This is a genomic window from Streptomyces sp. SudanB182_2057 (genome assembly GCF_964272715.1).
Classification (GTDB): Bacteria; Actinomycetota; Actinomycetes; order Streptomycetales; family Streptomycetaceae; genus Streptomyces; species Streptomyces rubradiris.
Window position 1 is genome coordinate 5,318,511 of record NZ_OZ186798.1, and the last position, 16,330, is coordinate 5,334,840.

19 protein-coding genes and 1 pseudogene are annotated in these 16,330 nt (G+C 71.6%); 9 read left to right on the forward strand and 11 right to left on the reverse strand.

Going from position 1 to position 16,330, the window contains the following annotated elements; all coding sequences use genetic code 11:
• Positions 1 to 184: 184 nt before the first annotated feature.
• The 3 genes from ACSURM_RS23455 to ACSURM_RS23465 all read right to left on the reverse strand — a co-directional run bounded on the left by ACSURM_RS23455 (position 185) and on the right by ACSURM_RS23465 (position 3,694).
• On the reverse strand, positions 185 to 1,432 hold the full coding sequence (locus tag ACSURM_RS23455) for an MFS transporter (RefSeq protein WP_436957679.1): 1,248 nt from the start codon (positions 1,430 to 1,432) through the stop codon (positions 185 to 187).
• An 87-nt stretch (positions 1,433 to 1,519) separates the two neighbouring features.
• Positions 1,520 to 2,320 (reverse strand): sugar phosphate isomerase/epimerase family protein, encoded by an 801-nt coding sequence (locus ACSURM_RS23460; RefSeq protein WP_436957681.1) that lies wholly within the window; start codon positions 2,318 to 2,320, stop codon positions 1,520 to 1,522.
• 324 nt (positions 2,321 to 2,644) lie between these two features.
• Complete coding sequence (locus tag ACSURM_RS23465) at positions 2,645 to 3,694, reverse strand: LacI family DNA-binding transcriptional regulator (RefSeq protein ID WP_436957682.1); 1,050 nt, start codon at positions 3,692 to 3,694, stop codon at positions 2,645 to 2,647.
• 208 nt (positions 3,695 to 3,902) lie between these two features.
• Between ACSURM_RS23465 and ACSURM_RS23470 the strand changes: the two genes are divergently transcribed.
• The 4 genes from ACSURM_RS23470 to ACSURM_RS23485 all read left to right on the forward strand — a co-directional run bounded on the left by ACSURM_RS23470 (position 3,903) and on the right by ACSURM_RS23485 (position 9,808).
• Positions 3,903 to 5,054: a Gfo/Idh/MocA family protein gene (locus tag ACSURM_RS23470; protein WP_436957684.1), complete on the forward strand. Its 1,152-nt coding sequence runs from the start codon at positions 3,903 to 3,905 to the stop codon at positions 5,052 to 5,054.
• The gene (locus tag ACSURM_RS23475; RefSeq protein WP_436957686.1) at positions 5,051 to 6,202 is read left to right on the forward strand and encodes a dihydrodipicolinate synthase family protein; all 1,152 of its coding nucleotides are present in this window, start codon (positions 5,051 to 5,053) and stop codon (positions 6,200 to 6,202) included. Before ACSURM_RS23470 ends, ACSURM_RS23475 begins: the two co-directional genes overlap by 4 nt.
• Positions 6,199 to 7,032: a sugar phosphate isomerase/epimerase family protein gene (locus ACSURM_RS23480; RefSeq protein ID WP_436957688.1), complete on the forward strand. Its 834-nt coding sequence runs from the start codon at positions 6,199 to 6,201 to the stop codon at positions 7,030 to 7,032. Before ACSURM_RS23475 ends, ACSURM_RS23480 begins: the two co-directional genes overlap by 4 nt.
• A gap of 100 nt (positions 7,033 to 7,132) precedes the next feature.
• On the forward strand, positions 7,133 to 9,808 hold the full coding sequence (locus tag ACSURM_RS23485; RefSeq protein ID WP_436957690.1) for a hypothetical protein: 2,676 nt from the start codon (positions 7,133 to 7,135) through the stop codon (positions 9,806 to 9,808).
• 67 nt (positions 9,809 to 9,875) lie between these two features.
• Here ACSURM_RS23485 and ACSURM_RS23490 read toward each other — a convergent pair whose 3' ends face one another.
• From ACSURM_RS23490 to ACSURM_RS23500, 3 genes are read right to left on the reverse strand one after another with little or no spacing between them, the layout of a single operon-like run.
• Positions 9,876 to 10,298 (reverse strand): arsenate reductase ArsC, encoded by a 423-nt coding sequence (locus tag ACSURM_RS23490; RefSeq protein ID WP_436957692.1) that lies wholly within the window; start codon positions 10,296 to 10,298, stop codon positions 9,876 to 9,878.
• On the reverse strand, positions 10,291 to 11,388 hold the full coding sequence (gene arsB / locus ACSURM_RS23495; protein WP_436957694.1) for an ACR3 family arsenite efflux transporter: 1,098 nt from the start codon (positions 11,386 to 11,388) through the stop codon (positions 10,291 to 10,293). The genes ACSURM_RS23490 and arsB overlap by 8 nt, the downstream gene beginning before the upstream one ends.
• A complete protein-coding gene (locus tag ACSURM_RS23500; RefSeq protein WP_436957696.1) occupies positions 11,385 to 11,792 on the reverse strand; it encodes an ArsR/SmtB family transcription factor in 408 nt (135 codons plus the stop codon). The genes arsB and ACSURM_RS23500 overlap by 4 nt, the downstream gene beginning before the upstream one ends.
• Positions 11,793 to 11,925: 133 nt before the next feature.
• On the opposite strand from ACSURM_RS23500, the pseudogene ACSURM_RS23505 reads away from it, so the two are divergent.
• Positions 11,926 to 12,081 (forward strand): annotated as a pseudogene (locus ACSURM_RS23505) (glyoxalase/bleomycin resistance/dioxygenase family protein); the annotation flags it as partial.
• A 3-nt stretch (positions 12,082 to 12,084) separates the two neighbouring features.
• Here ACSURM_RS23505 and ACSURM_RS23510 read toward each other — a convergent pair.
• Complete coding sequence (locus tag ACSURM_RS23510) at positions 12,085 to 12,840, reverse strand: SDR family NAD(P)-dependent oxidoreductase (protein WP_436957698.1); 756 nt, start codon at positions 12,838 to 12,840, stop codon at positions 12,085 to 12,087.
• A 125-nt stretch (positions 12,841 to 12,965) separates the two neighbouring features.
• Between ACSURM_RS23510 and ACSURM_RS23515 the strand changes: the two genes are divergently transcribed.
• Positions 12,966 to 13,400: an Rrf2 family transcriptional regulator gene (locus tag ACSURM_RS23515; protein ID WP_436957700.1), complete on the forward strand. Its 435-nt coding sequence runs from the start codon at positions 12,966 to 12,968 to the stop codon at positions 13,398 to 13,400.
• 20 nt (positions 13,401 to 13,420) lie between these two features.
• On the opposite strand, the gene ACSURM_RS23520 is transcribed toward ACSURM_RS23515, so the two are convergent.
• Genes ACSURM_RS23520 through ACSURM_RS23530 form a run of 3 tightly spaced genes read right to left on the reverse strand, consistent with a single transcriptional unit; the run spans position 13,421 to position 14,682 of the window.
• Complete coding sequence (locus ACSURM_RS23520; RefSeq protein WP_436957702.1) at positions 13,421 to 13,651, reverse strand: DUF397 domain-containing protein; 231 nt, start codon at positions 13,649 to 13,651, stop codon at positions 13,421 to 13,423.
• Positions 13,638 to 13,871 carry a DUF397 domain-containing protein gene (locus ACSURM_RS23525; RefSeq protein ID WP_436957704.1) on the reverse strand — a complete coding sequence of 78 codons (234 nt, stop codon included), beginning with the start codon at positions 13,869 to 13,871 and terminating at the stop codon, positions 13,638 to 13,640. Before ACSURM_RS23525 ends, ACSURM_RS23520 begins: the two co-directional genes overlap by 14 nt.
• Positions 13,858 to 14,682 (reverse strand): helix-turn-helix domain-containing protein, encoded by an 825-nt coding sequence (locus ACSURM_RS23530; RefSeq protein ID WP_436957705.1) that lies wholly within the window; start codon positions 14,680 to 14,682, stop codon positions 13,858 to 13,860. Before ACSURM_RS23530 ends, ACSURM_RS23525 begins: the two co-directional genes overlap by 14 nt.
• Before the next feature lie 128 nt (positions 14,683 to 14,810).
• Here ACSURM_RS23530 and ACSURM_RS23535 point away from each other — a divergent pair, with 128 nt between their 5' ends.
• Genes ACSURM_RS23535 through ACSURM_RS23545 form a run of 3 tightly spaced genes read left to right on the forward strand, consistent with a single transcriptional unit; the run spans position 14,811 to position 15,930 of the window.
• The gene (locus ACSURM_RS23535; RefSeq protein WP_436957706.1) at positions 14,811 to 15,014 is read left to right on the forward strand and encodes a hypothetical protein; all 204 of its coding nucleotides are present in this window, start codon (positions 14,811 to 14,813) and stop codon (positions 15,012 to 15,014) included.
• Positions 15,011 to 15,316, forward strand: a complete 306-nt coding sequence (locus tag ACSURM_RS23540) for a hypothetical protein (RefSeq protein WP_436957707.1) — start codon at positions 15,011 to 15,013, stop codon at positions 15,314 to 15,316. Before ACSURM_RS23535 ends, ACSURM_RS23540 begins: the two co-directional genes overlap by 4 nt.
• A gap of 38 nt (positions 15,317 to 15,354) precedes the next feature.
• Positions 15,355 to 15,930 (forward strand): GNAT family N-acetyltransferase, encoded by a 576-nt coding sequence (locus tag ACSURM_RS23545; RefSeq protein WP_436957708.1) that lies wholly within the window; start codon positions 15,355 to 15,357, stop codon positions 15,928 to 15,930.
• On the opposite strand, the gene ACSURM_RS23550 is transcribed toward ACSURM_RS23545, so the two are convergent.
• A complete protein-coding gene (locus tag ACSURM_RS23550; RefSeq protein WP_436957709.1) occupies positions 15,882 to 16,232 on the reverse strand; it encodes a DoxX family protein in 351 nt (116 codons plus the stop codon). The genes ACSURM_RS23545 and ACSURM_RS23550 overlap by 49 nt on opposite strands.
• Positions 16,233 to 16,330 lie beyond the last annotated feature (98 nt).

Sequence of the window (16,330 nt, forward strand, 5' to 3'; positions counted from 1 at the left end):
CCGAGGAGTCACCAATATCCGGGAAGTTTCTTTCCGTCAAGGGACTGCACAGTAACCAGGAAGGGGCCGTCGGCCGGGGATTCCCGGGGTGGTGGCGACGCGCGGCACCGCCGGTACGCACGGTGTTCCGCCGGTCGTCGGCGCGGCGGGACCCGGACGGACACGTCCGCCGGTACCGCACCGCTCACGGCGCCACCGGTTCCGTGGCGGGCGTCTTGCGGTCGCGCAGTTCCGGGGTGGTCGTGGCCACCCCGGCCACCGCCAGGACGCACAGCGCGCCGCCGGCGATCAGCGCGGTGGTGCCGGAGGTCCAGCCGGCCAGCAGGCCGCCGCGCACGTTGCCCAGGCTCGGGCCCGCCTGGCCGACGATCTGCTCGGCCGCGGTGACCCGGCCCAGCAGCGCGTCCGGGGTGCGGGTCTGCACGATCGTGGACCGGGAGACCACCGCCACGGCGTCCGCCGCCCCGGCCAGCACCAGCAGCGCCAGGCCCAGCCAGGGGCTCGTGGACAGCCCGAACAGGACCAGGGCCGCGCCCCAGCCGGCGGACGCGCACAGCATCACCGGGCCCGGCCGGGCGAGCCGGGTCAGCGGGCCGGACAGCGCGGTCGCCGCGACCCCGCCCACCGCCAGCGCCGACATGAACAGCCCGAGGGTGCGCGGCTCGTCGCCGAACCGCTCGGCGTTGACCAGCGGGAACAGGCTCACCGGGAACGACAGCACGGTGGCGGCCAGGTCGGTGATCAGCGCACCGCGCACCGCCCGGTGCCCGGCCAGGAACCGCAGCCCGTCCAGCGCGCCGCGCAGCCCCGGCCGGGCGGGCGTCCCCTCGGGCGGCAGCGGGGGCAGCCCGAAGGCGCCGTAGAAGGCGAGGCCGAAGCTCAGGGCGTCCAGCAGATAACAGACCCCGATGCCGAACCAGCCGAGCAGCACCCCGGCCAGGGCGGGCCCGAGCAGCATCATCGACTGCCCGGCGACCTGTTGCAGCGCGAGCCCGGCGGCCACCTGGTCCTTCGGCAGCAGGCGGGGCAGGAACACCCCGGCGGCCGGGGCGCCGAGCGCGCCGAACGCCGACTGCGCCGCGACCAGCAGCAGCACCCCGGCCACCGGGACGTGCCCGGTGAAGCCCTGCACCGCGAGTGCGAGGGAGCAGACCGCCTGCCCGACGGTGGCCGCGAGGTACACCCGCCGCCGGTCGGACCGGTCCGCCCAGGCTCCGGCGAACAGCCCGAACCCCACCAGGGGCAGCGCCTGGGCGAGTCCGACGGCGCCGGTCCAGGCGGTGCTGTGGGTCCGGTCCCACACCTGGTACATGACCGTCACCATGGTCATGAACCCGCCGAGCACGGACACGGTCCGCCCGATCAGCAGCCGCCGGAAGACGGGCGAGGCGCGCAGCGGCCGCAGGTCGAGGAAGGAGCCGGCGAGGCTCATGAGCGGGGGCGGGCGCGGAGCGCGGGCGGCGGTGTCACCGGGGGAGGGTAACCGCGGCCCCCGGCGCCCGCCAGCGAATATCCCCGCTCAGGCGGCTTCCCCGAGCAGCCGCGCCAGGTACTCCCGCCCGTCGCCCAGCAGCCCGGCGAGCGGCGCCGCCTTCTCGTACCAGCGCTTCTCGTACTCCCAGCACAGCCAGCCGTCCCAGTCCCGCCGGGTGAGCACGTCCACGCACTCGGCGAGCGGCACTACCCCGGCGCCGAGCGGCAGCGGGGTGGTGTCCTCGGCCGAGGCGACGTCCTTGACCTGGACGTAGCCGAGGTGCGGGGCGAGGGCGGCGTAGCTGTCGGCCGGCTGCTCGCCGCCCAGCCAGGTGTGCAGTACGTCCCACAGCGCGCCCACGTGCCGGTGCCCGACCGGGCCGAGGATCCGGATCGCGTCGGCGCCGGTGCGGTGCGAGTCGTGCGTCTCCAGCAGGATCCGGACGCCGAGCGCGGCGGCGTCCTCGGCGGCCGCTCCGAGCCGTCGCGCGGCGATCGCGTCCGCCTCTTCGCGGGAGAGGTCCGCGGCGGCGCCGGGGAAGACCCGTACGAAGGGCGCGCCCAGGTCGTGGGCCAGCCGCAGCAGCTCCCGGATCTCCGCCAGTACGGGCCCGTCCTCGCCCGCCGCGGCCACCCGGGCGTACCCGGCCAGCCCCACCACCTCCACCCCGGCGGACCGGAACAGGGCGGCGGCCTCGGCGCGTTCGGCGGGGGTCAGGTCCAAGCGCACCGGTTCCTCCGGGTGGGCCCGCAACTCGACCCCGTGGTAGCCGTGCGCGGTCGCGAGCGAGAGGACGTCCGGGAGGGACAGCCCGGGGACACCGAGAGTGGAGAACGCCAGCTTCATGAGACCGCTGCGTACCCGTTGGCCACGGATGTCATGCCCCGAGCGCCCGGACGGCCCCTCGTGCCGTCCCCCTACGGGTGTCATGCACCGGCCTGGGGAGGTACGCGGCGCTCGGGCGGCCTCTCGTACCGTCACCCTACGGGCGTCATGCACCCGCCTCGGAACGTACGCGGTACCCAGCCGCCCCCGTACCGGCAACCTACGGGAACCACGCACCGGCCCCACGCCGTACGCGGCGCCCAGGCGGCCACCCGCGTCGCCAACCCCCGGTGTCGTGCGCCAGCCTGAAAAGCCCTGTCGGCCCCCGGTGTGACGCGCCCGCCCTCAAGACGCCCGCGGCACCCCCGTGGACCCCCGCACCATCAACTCCCCCCGTACCGAGGCGATCCCGCCCGGCGGGGGCTCCTCGCGGCCCATGGCGACGCGGCCCGCGCGGGCGCCCGCCTCCGCGAGAGGCAGGCGGACCGTCGTCAGGGAGGGGACCGCGTCGATGCTGAAGGGGAGGTCGTCGAAGCCGGCCACCGAGACGTCCTCGGGGATGCGCAGCCCGGACTCGCGCAGCGCGGCGCACGCGCCGAGCGCGACGGAGTCGTTCGCGGCCACGATCGCCGTCAGGGACGGATCCCGGCGCAGCAGCTCCAGGGTGGCCTCGTGGCCGGACCGGCGGTCGTAGCGGCCGTACACCGTCCAGCGCGGGTCCTCCTCGACGCCCGCCGCCGCGAGCGCGGCCCGGTGGCCCTCCAGGCGGTGCCGGGTGGTCGTACGTTCCGCGGGCCCGGCGATGTAGCCCAGCCGGCGGTGGCCGAGGCCGAGCAGATGGGCGGTCAGCGCGCGGGCGCCGCCCCGGTTGTCGAAGGTGAGCGCGACGGCGTCGGTGTCCGGCGCCGGCGGGCGCCCGCACAGCACCACCCGGGTCCCGGCGTCCGCGAGCTTGCGCAGCTTGGCCGCCACCGCCGCCGCGTGCGGCGCGTCCTCCACGGCCCCGCCGGTCAGCACCACGGCCGCGGCCCGCTGCCGCTGGAGCAGTGTCAGGTAGGTCAGCTCCCGCTCGGGCGAGCCGCCGGTGTTGCAGACGACCGCCAGCCGCTCCCCGCCCGCGCGCCCGCCCGGCCCGCCGATCTCGCCCTGGATCGCGCTCGCCATGATCCCGAAGAAGGGGTCGGCGATGTCGTTGACGAGGATGCCGACCAGGTCGGAGGTGGCCGCGGCGAGCGCGCTGGCGGGGCCGTTGAGGACGTAGTCCAGCTCGTCCACCGCCCGCAGCACCCGCTCCCGGGTGGCGGCGGCGACCGGGTAGTTGCCGTTCAGCACGCGCGACACCGTCGCGGGGGAGACCTGGGCGCGGGCCGCCACGTCCGCCAGGGTCACGGTCATCTCGTCGTCCTCCGGTCACGCGTCGTGTCGTACGCCCTCGTAGACAACCAGGTCTGTGTCCTGGTTCCGAGCCGACCTTACGGCCAAGGCCCCCCGCTTGTTCGCCCCCTCGAACAACTCGGCCGCGGTCTTGTACAGACCACGTCGAGAGGCTAGCTTCTCACCTTGTAGAAAGCGCTTGCTACACCGGACCGCGAAAGGGACTCACGTGACACGCAAGACGGTGCGAATCGCCATGAACGGCGTGACCGGGCGCATGGGCTACCGCCAGCACCTCGTCCGGTCCATCCTCGCCCTGCGCGAGCAGGGCGGACTCGACCTCGGCGACGGCACCGTGCTGTGGCCCGAACCGATCCTGCTCGGGCGCCGGGAGCACGCCCTTCGGGAGATCGCCGACCGGCACGGCCTCGACCACGTCTCGACCGACCTCGACGCCGTCCTCGCGGACCCGTCCGTCGACCTCTACTTCGACGCCCAGGTCACCTCCGCCCGCGAGGAGGCCATCGCCAAGGCGATCGCGGCCGGCAAGCACATCTACACCGAGAAGCCCACCGCCACCGGCCTGGACGGCGCGCTCCGGCTGGCCCGCCTCGCCCACGACAAGGGCGTCAAGCACGGAGTCGTCCAGGACAAGATCTTCCTGCCGGGCCTGCTGAAGCTGAAGCGCCTCATCGACGGCGGCTTCTTCGGCCGGATCCTCTCCGTGCGCGGCGAGTTCGGCTACTGGGTCTTCGAGGGCGACTGGCAGCCCGCCCAGCGCCCGTCCTGGAACTACCGCGCCCAGGACGGCGGCGGCATCGTCGTCGACATGTTCCCGCACTGGGAGTACGTGCTGCACGAGCTGTTCGGCCGGGTGACGTCCGTCCAGGCGCTGGCCACCACCCACATCCCGCAGCGCTGGGACGAGCAGGGCAAGCCCTACGACGCCACCGCCGACGACGCCGCCTACGGCGTCTTCGAGCTGGAGGGCGGCGCCGTCGCCCAGATCAACTCCTCCTGGGCCGTGCGCGTCCACCGCGACGAACTGGTGGAGTTCCAGGTCGACGGCACGGAAGGGTCGGCCGTGGCCGGCCTGCGCAACTGCCGCGTCCAGCACCGCAGCGCCACCCCGAAGCCGGTGTGGAACCCGGACATCCCCGCCACCGAGGTCTTCCGCGACCAGTGGCAGGAGGTGCCCGACAACACCGAGTTCGACAACGGCTTCAAGGCCCAGTGGGAGCTGTTCCTCAAGCACGTGTACGCCGACGCCCCCTACCACTGGGACCTGCTGGCCGGCGCCCGCGGCGTCCAGCTCGCCGAACTGGGCCTGCGGTCCTCCGCCGAGGGCCGCCGCATCGACGTCCCGGAGATCTCGCTGTGACCCTCCGCCTCCCCGCCGCCGACGGCACCCTGCGCGCCTACGAGCCCCGCACCGAGCCGCTCGCCTTCACCCCCGGCACCCCCTTCACCTCCCGTACGGTCTTCTCGGCGGCCCATGTCGTCGCCGACCCCTTCGCCGACGTCACGCCCGACTCGCCCGCCGCCGTCGACTGGGACGCCACCCTCGCCTTCCGCCGCCACCTGTGGTCCCACGGCCTCGGCGTCGCCGAGGCGATGGACACCGCCCAGCGCGGCATGGGCCTGGACTGGGCGGGCGCGGCCGAACTGATCCGGCGCAGCGCGGCGGAGGCCCGTGCCGTGGGCGGCCGGATCGCCTGCGGCGTCGGCACCGACCAGCTCGCCGCCGGCACCCTCACCGAGATTCGCGCGGCCTACGAGGAGCAGCTCGCCGTGGTCGAGGAGACGGGCGCCCAGGCCATCGTCATGGCCTCCCGCGCCCTGGCCGCCACCGCCCGCGGTCCCGAGGACTACCTGGAGATCTACGGCCATCTGCTGCGCCAGGCCGCCGAGCCGGTGATCCTGCACTGGCTGGGCCCGATGTTCGACCCGGCCCTGGAGGGCTACTGGGGCTCGTCCGACCTGGACGCGGCCACCGGCACCTTCCTGGAGGTCATCGCCGCCCACCCGGACAAGGTCGACGGCGTCAAGATCTCGCTCCTCGACGCCGGGCGCGAGGTCGATCTCAGGCGCCGCCTCCCGCAGGGCGTGCGCTGCTACACCGGCGACGACTTCCACTACCCCGAGCTGATCGCGGGCGACGGCCAAAGTTTCAGCCACGCCCTGCTCGGCATCTTCGACCCGCTGGGCCCGCTGGCCGCGCAGGCGGTACGGGTCCTGGACACCGGTGACGTCCAGGGCTTCCGGGCCCTGCTGGACCCCACGGTGGAGCTGTCCCGGCACCTCTTCCAGCCCCCGACCCGCTTCTACAAGACGGGCGTGGTCCTCCTCGCCTGGCTCGCGGGCCACCAGGACCACTTCGCGATGGTCGGCGGCCTCCAGTCGGCCCGCTCCCTCCCGCACCTGGCCCGCGCCTACGAACTGGCCGACACCCTGGGCCTGTTCCCCGACCCCAAACTGGCCGAGGAACGCATGAGGACCCTGCTGTCGCTGTACGGAGTGACCCGATGAACCCCGACCTCGCCCGCTTCTCCGTCAACCAGATGACGGTCAAGCAGCTCTCCCTCCCCGAACTGGTCGACGCCTGCGCCCGGTCGGGCATCACGAACGTGGGCCTGTGGCGCGAGCCGGTCCAGGCGTACGGCGTGGAGGCGACCGCCAAGCTGGTCCGCGACGCGGGCCTGACGGTGACGACCCTGTGCCGGGGCGGCTTCCTCACGGCGACCGACCCGGTCGAGCGGATGGAGGCGCTGGGCGACAACCACGCGGCCATCGAGGAGGCCGCCGCGCTCGGCACGGACACCCTGGTCCTGGTCTCCGGCGGCCTGCCGCCGTTCAGCAAGGACCTGCACGGCGCCCGCGAACGCATCGCCGACGCCCTCGCCGTCCTGGCCCCCTACGCGGCCGAACGCGGCGTACGCCTCGCCATCGAACCCCTGCACCCGATGTACGCGGCCGACCGCTGCGTGGTCTCCACGCTCGCCCAGGCCCTGGACCTGGCCGAACGCTTCCCGGCGGACCAGGTGGGCGTCACCGTGGACACGTACCACGTCTGGTGGGACGACCAGGCCCCCGCCCAGATCGCCCGCGCGGGCGCGGCGGGCCGCATCCACACCTTCCAGCTCGCCGACTGGACGACCCCCCTCCCCGAGGGGGTCCTCAACGGCCGCGGGCAGATCGGTGACGGCGCGATCGACATGCGCGAATGGAAGGGCCACGTCGAGTCGGCCGGCTACACCGGCCCCATCGAAGTGGAGCTGTTCAACGAGGAGTTGTGGACACGGGACGGCCGCGAGGTACTGGCGGAGACGGCCGAGCGGTTCCTCGCGCATGTGATCTGACAAGGGTCACTCCCGTACGACCCTTCCGGGGGATTGGGCGCGGGGTGACAACGGAGTATGGTCCGCCAACGCCATTGAATGTCGGGGGACTTGGTGGACCATGTCTGAAGAGGGAACGAGATTCGTCGAGGCGTTCAAGGCCGCGGTGAGGCCCGAGCCCCGGCGGATCCACCGCACGGAGCGACAGGGCGCGTTACCCGCGGTGGTGCTGTGCGACGACGGTGCCGCGGGAGGTGATCCGGATGCCGCTGCCGTCGCGATCAGGGAACTGGCGGGGTACGTGTGCCCCGATGCCGCGCACAGAGGGGCCCGGCACGCGCTGATCGAGCCGGGCCGGCTCGTCACCGGACCGGACCGGACTGTGTGCGACGAGGTGATCCGCCAGCTGGAAGAAGCCGGGCTGAACGGCGTCGGGCGGCTGCGGCTGCCCGAGGTCGCGCTGCTGAAGAGCCTGCTCGACTGGGACCCCGACGCCGGCCAGGACGGGACCAGGGAACCCGCCGTCAGGCTCCGCGACTACGCGTACGAAAGGCTGTGCGACCGTCACAAAGGTCTCATGGCGTTGCGCTGGCTGGCCGGAGGACAGCAGCCGGACCTCAGTGCGGGCCGGGGACTGCGGGACTTCCTCTTCATCCTGCTCCCCGTACCGCTGTTCTACTTCCTGCCCCGGTGGCTGTGGACGCTCCGCCGCGACCGGCGGCTGCTGCGCCAGGCGAAGAGGTTCCCCTGGTGGGCCTTCGCGCGGGGCAGGGAGGCGCACCCGGAGGCCGGGCGGTTCTTCGACACGGCCATCGCCTGGCGTCGTCGCCTGCGCGACGCCGAGGGCCGTGAGAGGGCCGAGCTGATGGAGCGGGCGATGTGGGCCGCGCTGCTGTCGGACCTGCGGCACGCCAACCGTCCCGGGCGGCTGCGGCCCTACCGCCGGCGGCGGAGGACCCGGTGCGTCGTGCTGCTGTCACCTCCCGCCGGCAACGGTCAGCGGGAGGTCTTCGACCGTTTCCTGAAGGCGTACGAGGACGCCTGCGGGGTGATCCCCTACGCGTCGGTCGTCCTGGTGGCGGGCGTGAGGGGCGTCGGCGATGGCGCGAAGAGCCTGGCCGATGTCGCCGCGCGGTGGAGGCCGCAGCGCACGCCCGAGCGGCAGTTGGCGCGTCTGTCGGAGCCGCTCCCCACGTCCGGGACGCCGGTGCCGCCCTTGCCGGTGCCGTACTTCCGGCCGGTCGCCCGGCCCGGCGGAGAACTGGCCGTCGAACTGACGGCGTTGGCCGCCGCGCTGGCTGTGACCGCATGGCTGGTGATGACGGGTGCCCCTTCTCGGGGAGACGGCACCACGCCGTGTCTCGGGGGAGACGAGCCCCCGGAGGCGTCCGCACCGAAGGTCCCCGCGTCCCCTGCCTCACCCGAGGAATACGCGCAGGCCCGCGACCTGATCAACGGGGAGAACCGCCGGGCTGACAAGGAGGCGCCCCCCGGGCACGTGCGTACGGTCTTCTACGTGGGGGCGAATCGTGGCAACACGCGGTTCGGTTCGGGACTTCCGGAGCTTCGCGGTGTCTTCATGGGCCAGCGGGAGGCGAACCGGAGCGCCCAGGGCGATCCGAACCACGGGATCTGGCTGAGGGTCGAGGTGCTGGACGCGGGCGTGCGGTTCAAGAACGCCGCCGATGTGGCGCGGCGGATCGTCACCCGAGCCGCCGAGAACCAGGACGTCATCGGCGTGGTGGGGTTCGCCGAGAGCCGGAGCGAAAGCAGGGAGGCGATCTCCGAGCTGACGGCCGCGAAGATCCCGGTGATCATCACCAGCTCGACCGCCAATGCCATGCTTCCCAGCCGCAACGACGAGTTCGTCCATCGCATCTCTCCGGTCAACAGCCGGGAGACCGACGTGGAGGCCGCCTTCGTCCAGCACGCGGCGATCGTCGGGGACGACTCCGGCGACTGTCACACGGCGCGGGCCGCGGTAGTGGTCCGGGACTCCAACGACCTGTACAGCGACGAGCTGGGCGAACAGTTCCGTGAGAAGTTCGAAAGACTCACCGGCGCCCGTGCCTACAGCGTGGCCTACGACCAGAACGCGGGTGCTTCCGTGCCGCCGCCCGCGGGCGTCACCACCGACGACATCACCCGGGTCGCCCGAACCGTGTGCGGCCGACTGGGCGAAGAGGAGCGGACCCTGCTGTACTGGGCGGGACGAGCCGAGGACTTCAGCTCGTTCCTCCGGGCGTTCGGCGAGCGCACCACATGCACCAGCCGCCACCTGACCGTACTCGGCGGCAACGAACTGACCAATGCCGCCCTCGCCGGTGAATTCCCCGGGGACGACCGACTGCGGCTGTACCACACCGTGCACACCCTGCCCGTGGGAGACGCACGTCGTACCGGGCCTGCCAACCGTTTCAGCAACGCGTACGCGGACACCTGGAAGAACGATCTGTGGCGCAACGACGGCCACGCCGCCCAGGGCCGGGACGCGATCATCCTCATGGCTGACGCCGCCTCCACCGTATCCACCGGCGGTCAGACGGTGACCAGTGGACTCGTCCAGAACACGCTCTACAACGGGGGAGACGCCGTCAACCGGGTAGGAGCGAGCGGAGCCCTCCGCTATGTCCAGGGTGTCGCCGACCCCCAGAACAAGCCGATGATCATCCTCCGCCACTTCGACAAGGGGAATCCCGTACCCGTCCTCGTCTGCGGGGCCTTCGACCTCACACCGGGCAATGATCACACCCGCTGGGGACCGGACCGGCAGTACGAGTGCCCGACCGATCAGTGATTCCGGAACGGCTGCGGAACGCCCTTCCGGGCCGGTAGCCCGACCGGGGTGGTGGCCGGAGTGCCGGTCACGCGCGGGCCGGTGGTGCGATCTCGGTGATCAGGGCGCGGACGCGTTCTTCGATCTCGTCGCGGATGGGGCGGACAGCGTCGACGCCTTGGCCGGCCGGGTCGGGGAGCCGCCAGTCGAGGTAGCGCTTGCCGGGGAAGACGGGACAGGTGTCGCCGCAGCCCATGGTGATGACGACGTCGGAAGCCTGTACGGCTTCCGTGGTCAGCACCTTGGGCACCTCGGCGGAGATGTCGATGCCGACCTCGGCGAGCGCTTCGACCACGGCCGGATTGACCGTGCCGGCGGGGGCGGAACCGGCGGAGCGCACCTGGACGCGGTCACCGGCGAGGTGGGTGAGGAAGGCGGCGGCCATCTGCGAGCGTCCGGCGTTGTGGACGCAGACGAACAGCACCGACGGCTGTCGCGGGGTGTCAGGCACGGGTGGGCTCTTCCTGTGGTGCGGGGGCGGGCGGGCCGGTGAAGTAGCGGCGCGCGTACAGGGCGACGTAGACCAGTCCGATCAGTACGGGTACTTCGATGAGCGGTCCGACGACGCCGGCCAGGGCCTGCCCCGAGGAGGCGCCGAAGGTGGCGATGGCCACGGCGATGGCCAGCTCGAAGTTGTTGCCCGCGGCGGTGAAGGCGAGCGTGGTGGCCCGCGGGTGGTCGAGGCCGACGGCCCTGCCCAGCAGCATGGATCCCGCCCACATGAGCGCGAAGTAGACCAGCAGCGGCAGCGCGATGCGGGCCACGTCGAGCGGCCGGCCGGTGATGGCGTCGCCCTGGAGGGCGAAGAGGACGACGATCGTGAACAGCAGGCCGTACAGGGCGAACGGGCCGATGCGCGGGATCAGTTCCGCCTCGTACCAGGCACGGCCCTTGAGCTTCTCGCCGACGCGGCGGGTCAGGTAGCCGGCCGCGAGCGGGATGCCGAGGAAGACCAGCACGCTGCGGGCGATCTCCCATACGGACACGTCGAGTCCGGTCTGTTCCAGGCCGAGCCAGCCGGGCAGGAGCTGGAGGTAGAACCAGCCGAGCGCGGAGAACGCGATCACCTGGAACACGGAGTTGAGCGCCACCAGGACGGCCGCCGCTTCCCGGTGCCCGCAGGCCAGGTCGTTCCAGATGACGACCATGGCGATGCAGCGGGCGAGACCGACGATGATCAGCCCGGTGCGGTACTCGGGCAGGTCCGCGAGGAACAGCCAGGCCAGCGCGAACATGAGGGCCGGGCCGACGATCCAGTTCAGCAGCAGCGAAGGCAGCAGCAGGCGCCGGTCCCGCGTCACGGTGTCGAGCCGGTCGTAGCGGACCTTGGCCAGCACCGGGTACATCATCACGAGCAGGCCCAGCGCGATCGGCAGGGACACCCCGCTCACCGTCACGGTGGCCAGCGCGTCGCCGAGCCCCGGGACCAGACGGCCGAGGCCGAGGCCCACGGCCATGGCGGCGAGGATCCACACGGCCAGATAGCGGTCCAGGAACGACAGCCGTCCGGCCACGCCCCGTTCGGTTGCGGCGGCGCTCACGATCCGGCACCCGCCCTCTCGCCACGGTCGGACGCCGGGGTGCCGCCGGGGCGCGACAGGATGCCCGCGAGGCGATCGGTCGTCTCCGGCAGCAGCCAGTAGTACACCCACGTCCCCCGCCGCTCGCAGTCGATCAGACCGGCCTGCCGCAACAGCTTGAGGTGGTGCGAGATGGTCGGCTGCGACAGGTCGAAAGCAGGGGTCAGCTCACACACGCAGACCTCCCCGCCCGCCTTGGAGGCGATCATCGACAGCAGCCGCAGCCGGACCGGATCACCGAGCGCCTTGAAGACCTTCGCCAGGTCGGCGGCCTGTTCCTCCTCCAGCGGAGCGGTCAGCAGCCCCGGGCGGCACGCGTCGGCTCCGCCGGTCCCCTCCAGCACCACAAGCTCTTGCTTCGACATGCGTCTATATTGACAGCCCTCGATCCAGCACGCAATGTTGCATCGACGGATATCAATCCAAGTGGATGGGAGGCCGCCATGTCCCGCGCTCAGCTCGCCCTGCGCGTCAGCGACCTGGAGGCGTCGATCACCTGACACCTCCTGCTGCTACGCCCTCCAGGACAAGGTCTGGGTGCACGGCCCCGGCCGGGAGCCCTGGGAGGTCTACGTCGTCAAGGCCGACGCCGACACCCTCGGCGAGAGCGCCCGGACCGAGCCGAACGGCGACGACTGCTGCCCGGCCCGCTGAAGTTCAGGCGTTGTAGCCGCCGTGGGCGTCGAGCACCGCGCCCGTGACGTACGACGCGGCGGGGCTCGCCAGGAAGGCGATCGCGGCGGCTATCTCGTCGGGGTGCCCCATGCGGCGCAGGGCCAGCGAGTTCAGCAGGGCGTCGAGGGTCTCGGGGTCCGGCGGCTGCATGCCGCCGTCCATCAGTCCGGCCTCCACGACGTTGGCCGTGATGTTCCGGGGCCCGAGGTCGCGGGCGACGCCCATGGTGTACCGCTCGATCCCGGCCTTGGTCGCCGCGTAGTCGGCGAGGCCGGGGGCGCCGACCCGGGAGCCCAGGCCGGAACTCACCGTGATGACGCGGCCGCCCGTGCGCAGCACCCGGGACGCGGCCCGGATGACGGCGATCACGCCGAGGTAGTTGGTGGCGTGCATCCGGTCCAGTGCGGCGGTGTCGGCGTCCGGGTCGTCCACCGTGCGACCCTGCTCCACGGAGATCGCCGCGTTGTTGACGAGGATGTCCAGCCCGCCGAAGTGCGCGACCACGTCATCGATGAGTGCCGGCGCCCGGCTCGTGTCCGCCTGGTCGGCCTGGAAGGCGACGGCCTTGGCTCCCTTGCCGAGCACCTCGTCCACGACGGCCCGCGCCCGCTCCTCGGAGCTGACGTAGGTGAAGGCGACGTCGGCGCCCTGCTCGGCCAGCAGCCGTACGGTCGCGGCGCCCAGTCCGCGCGACCCGCCGGTGACCAGGGCGACCTTGCCCGTGAGTGGCTTGCTCATTCTTCTCACCTCGTTGATCGACTACTCCCGCAGTCGCAACGCTAATGGTTACGACTAGCTGTCGCAACCATAACTGTTACAACTGGCGGTCGTAGCATGAAGCGTCACGGCCGAGAGAGGGATCCATGAGCGCCAACAGCAGGCTGACCATCGCGGCCCACGCGCTGGCCTGGATCGGCCTGTATCAGCGCCAGGGCCACGAGGTCGCCACCTCCGAGCAGATCGCGACCAGCGCGAACACCAACCCGGTGGTGATCAGGCGACTGCTCGGCGAGCTGCGCAGGGCCGGGCTCGTGGAGTCCCGGCGGGGCGTGGGCGCGGGGTGGTCACTGGCGCGGGGGCTGGAGTCGATGACCCTGCTCGACGTGTACGAGGCGGTGGAACCCGGCCCGCTCTTCGCGATGCACCGCACCACCCCGGACCAGGAGTGCGTGGTGGGCCGAGGCATCCAGCCGGCGATGCAGGGCATCTACGAGGGCATCGAGCAGACCCTGAGACAGGAACTGGCCCGAGTCACCCTCGCGGACGTACTCCGGGACGTACTCGCGTCACCTCGCTAGTACGCCGGCCGGTGTCCTCATTACTGGGTGGGCGAGAGCTGACTGTTCTTGACGGCGGTTACGAACGCGGTCCAGCCGTCCGGAGAGAAGAGTACGGCGGGACCGGTGACGGCTTTGCTGTCGCGGACGGGTACGTGAGCGTGGCCGCGGGCGACTTCGAGGCACTCACCCTGATCGCCGCCGCTGTAGCTGGACTTGTACCAGCCGTTGATGCTGGAGGAGTTCGGGACGGTGTGCTCACTGCTGACCATGTGCGAGCCGGTCCTCCTTGACGGCGGTTACGAACGCGGCCCAGCCGTTGGTCGAGAAGAGCAGGGCGGGGCCGGGGACGGTCTTGCTGTCGCGGACGGGTACATGAGCGTGGCCACGGGCGACTTCAAGGCACTCCGCTTGGTTGCCGTCGCTGTAGCTGGACTTGTACCAACCGGTGAGGCTGGACGAGTCGGAGACGGTGCGCTCACTGCTGATCATGTAGGTGTTCCTTCGCTGCGGTTCTGACGAGGGCCAGTGACTCCTGCTGCGACAAGGCGTCGCCCAGCGTCAGAGCGTAGGACGTCTGACAGTGGTTCACCACCGACGGATCATCCATCAGTCGCCCGGTTTCGAACGCATCGACGTAGGCCACCGGGGCCGAGTCTTCGAAACTCATCAGAGTGAGCAGACTCGTCATAAGCGGGTGCGCACCGATCCCGTACGGGAGGACATGCAGCCGGATTCGCCGCGCCTCGGCCATGTCGGCAATCTTGTGGAGCTGTTCCGCCATGACGCGACGGCCACCTACCGCCCGGCGCAGCACGGCCTCGTCGAGCAGTGCCCAGATGACGGGAGCTGACGGCCCCTCCAGGATCTTGGCTCGGTCTGTTCGAGTGACAACTTCCTTGTCAAGCTCCCCGTCTGTGTAGTTGGGGTGGTAGGCCGTGAACACTGCCCGCGCGTATGCCGGTGTCTGCAGCAGACCGGGGACAAGTGTGAGCGCGAACAGCTGAATCCGCGTTGCTTGTTGCTCCAGTTCGCGAGCAACGGCGAACTGAGGGGCGTACTTGCCCTCCAAATCCTCCAGCCACCTCTCGAAGAACCCATCCGTCCCCAACGCCTGGTCGATCCGACGGGCGTCATCCGGCTTCGGGAGCCGTCTCCCCGCCTCCCAGTGACTGATCAGCGTCGGTGAGCAGACCACGATCTCGCTCAGTTGCTCCTGGGTGAGCCCGGCCGCGATGCGGCGCAGCTTCAGCTCCTCCCCGTACTTCTCGCGCGGCGTCTTCGGCCTGCGGACGGTACTCATCCGGCCAACTCCCTTGGTGACAGGCGCAATGTCAACCCCCCGCCCCTGGCAGCGTAGCCACAACCGACCCCACTCTGTGAGGAAATCAGCACACAACGCAGTCACCGCAGGTGAGAAAGCAGGTCGGCATGGTTCGTCTCCTGGCCCGGCTGGTCAGGCCGTCGCGTCGGCGCCGTAGGCCGGTCACAGCCCCGCCCTACACGGACGTGTCCCCGTACTCGTGCCCGTACGTCGGCGCCCCCACGGCGTACCGCAGGGGCGAGGCTCCCCTGCGCGGTGAGGACAGCCCGCTCGTCCGGCCGTATCTGGACCTGGTGGAGACCTACGCATGAACGACCGGACGTACGACGACCCGTCGGCGGACGGGCGCCTGCTGCCCTGGACCGGCGACGGGGGCAAGCCCTGCTATGTGCTGGGCGACGGCACGGGTTACGTGTCCCGGCTCGCGGACCAGATCGAGCGCGTGCAGCTCGGGATGGCGGGCGAGTTGATCGAGCACGCGGGCGAACTCCTCACCGGGCACCGGCTGACGGACCTGGAGCTGCACTACCTCGCCCGGCAACTCACAGAGTCCCTGCGGGAGGTGAAGCGTGTCGCGGAGAGCAGGGGAGCGCGGCTGTCGAGCGGCGGCTGAGGATGGCGGGGGGCCTGTCCTTGATCCAGAATGACGGGATGGTCACGCTGGAGACTCCCCGTTTGGTCCTGCGTCGTTGGCGCGAGGAGGACATAGGGCCGATGGCCGCCGTCAACGCCGACCCCGAGGTCATGCGGTGGATCCGGGACGGCAGCGTCCTCGATGAACAGCAGACGCGCGACAAGGTGCGGGCCTGGGAGGCCGGGTGGGAGACACACGGCTTCGGTCTGTTCGCCGTGGAGATCCGGGCCACCGGCGAGCTGGCCGGGTTCGCCGGCCTCTCGGTGCCCGACTTCCTGCCGGAGGTACTGCCCGCGGTCGAGGCCGGCTGGCGGCTGGGGCGTTCCCACTGGGGGCAGGGCCTGGCCACCGAGGCCGGGGCGGCCGCCGTGCGGTTCGGCTTCGAGGAACTGGGCCTTGAGCGGATCCTCAGCATCGTCCAAGTGGGCAATGACGCCTCCGAACGGATCACGGCCAAGCTGGGCATGCGCCTGGAACGTGAGACCGTGACCCCCGTCAGTGACCGGCGGGTCCGGGTCTTCGAGTTGTCGGCGGAGCGGTACGCCTACCGCACGACGGCGAGGACGAGCGAGGCGGCGGCCAGGGCCAGGTAGGTGCCGGGGAAGGCGATGTCGTAGTACACCCGGGCACGGATGTGCGCGGCGACGGCGCCGACGAAGAAGAGGACGAGCCCTGTCGCCGCGGCGACGCCGATGACCGGGACGCCCACGAGCCCGAGGAGGAGCCCGGCGGCTCCGGCGGCCTTGAGCGCGCCGAGCCATGGGAGCCAGGACCGCGGAACGCCGACCTCGGCCGAGTTGGCGAGGACGAACCCGGCCCGCAGGAAGTCCGCGACCGCGATCCCGGCGTTGGCCAGGATGGTGACGGCGGTGGTGATCGCGTAGGCGGTGTACATGTGCCCCGTCTCCAGTGGAGCGCGTCGTGAGTCCGGCGAGCCTGGTGCGCCCCCGGCTCCCACGACAAGCCTCTCCGCGCCCTTGAACGGCGTCCAAT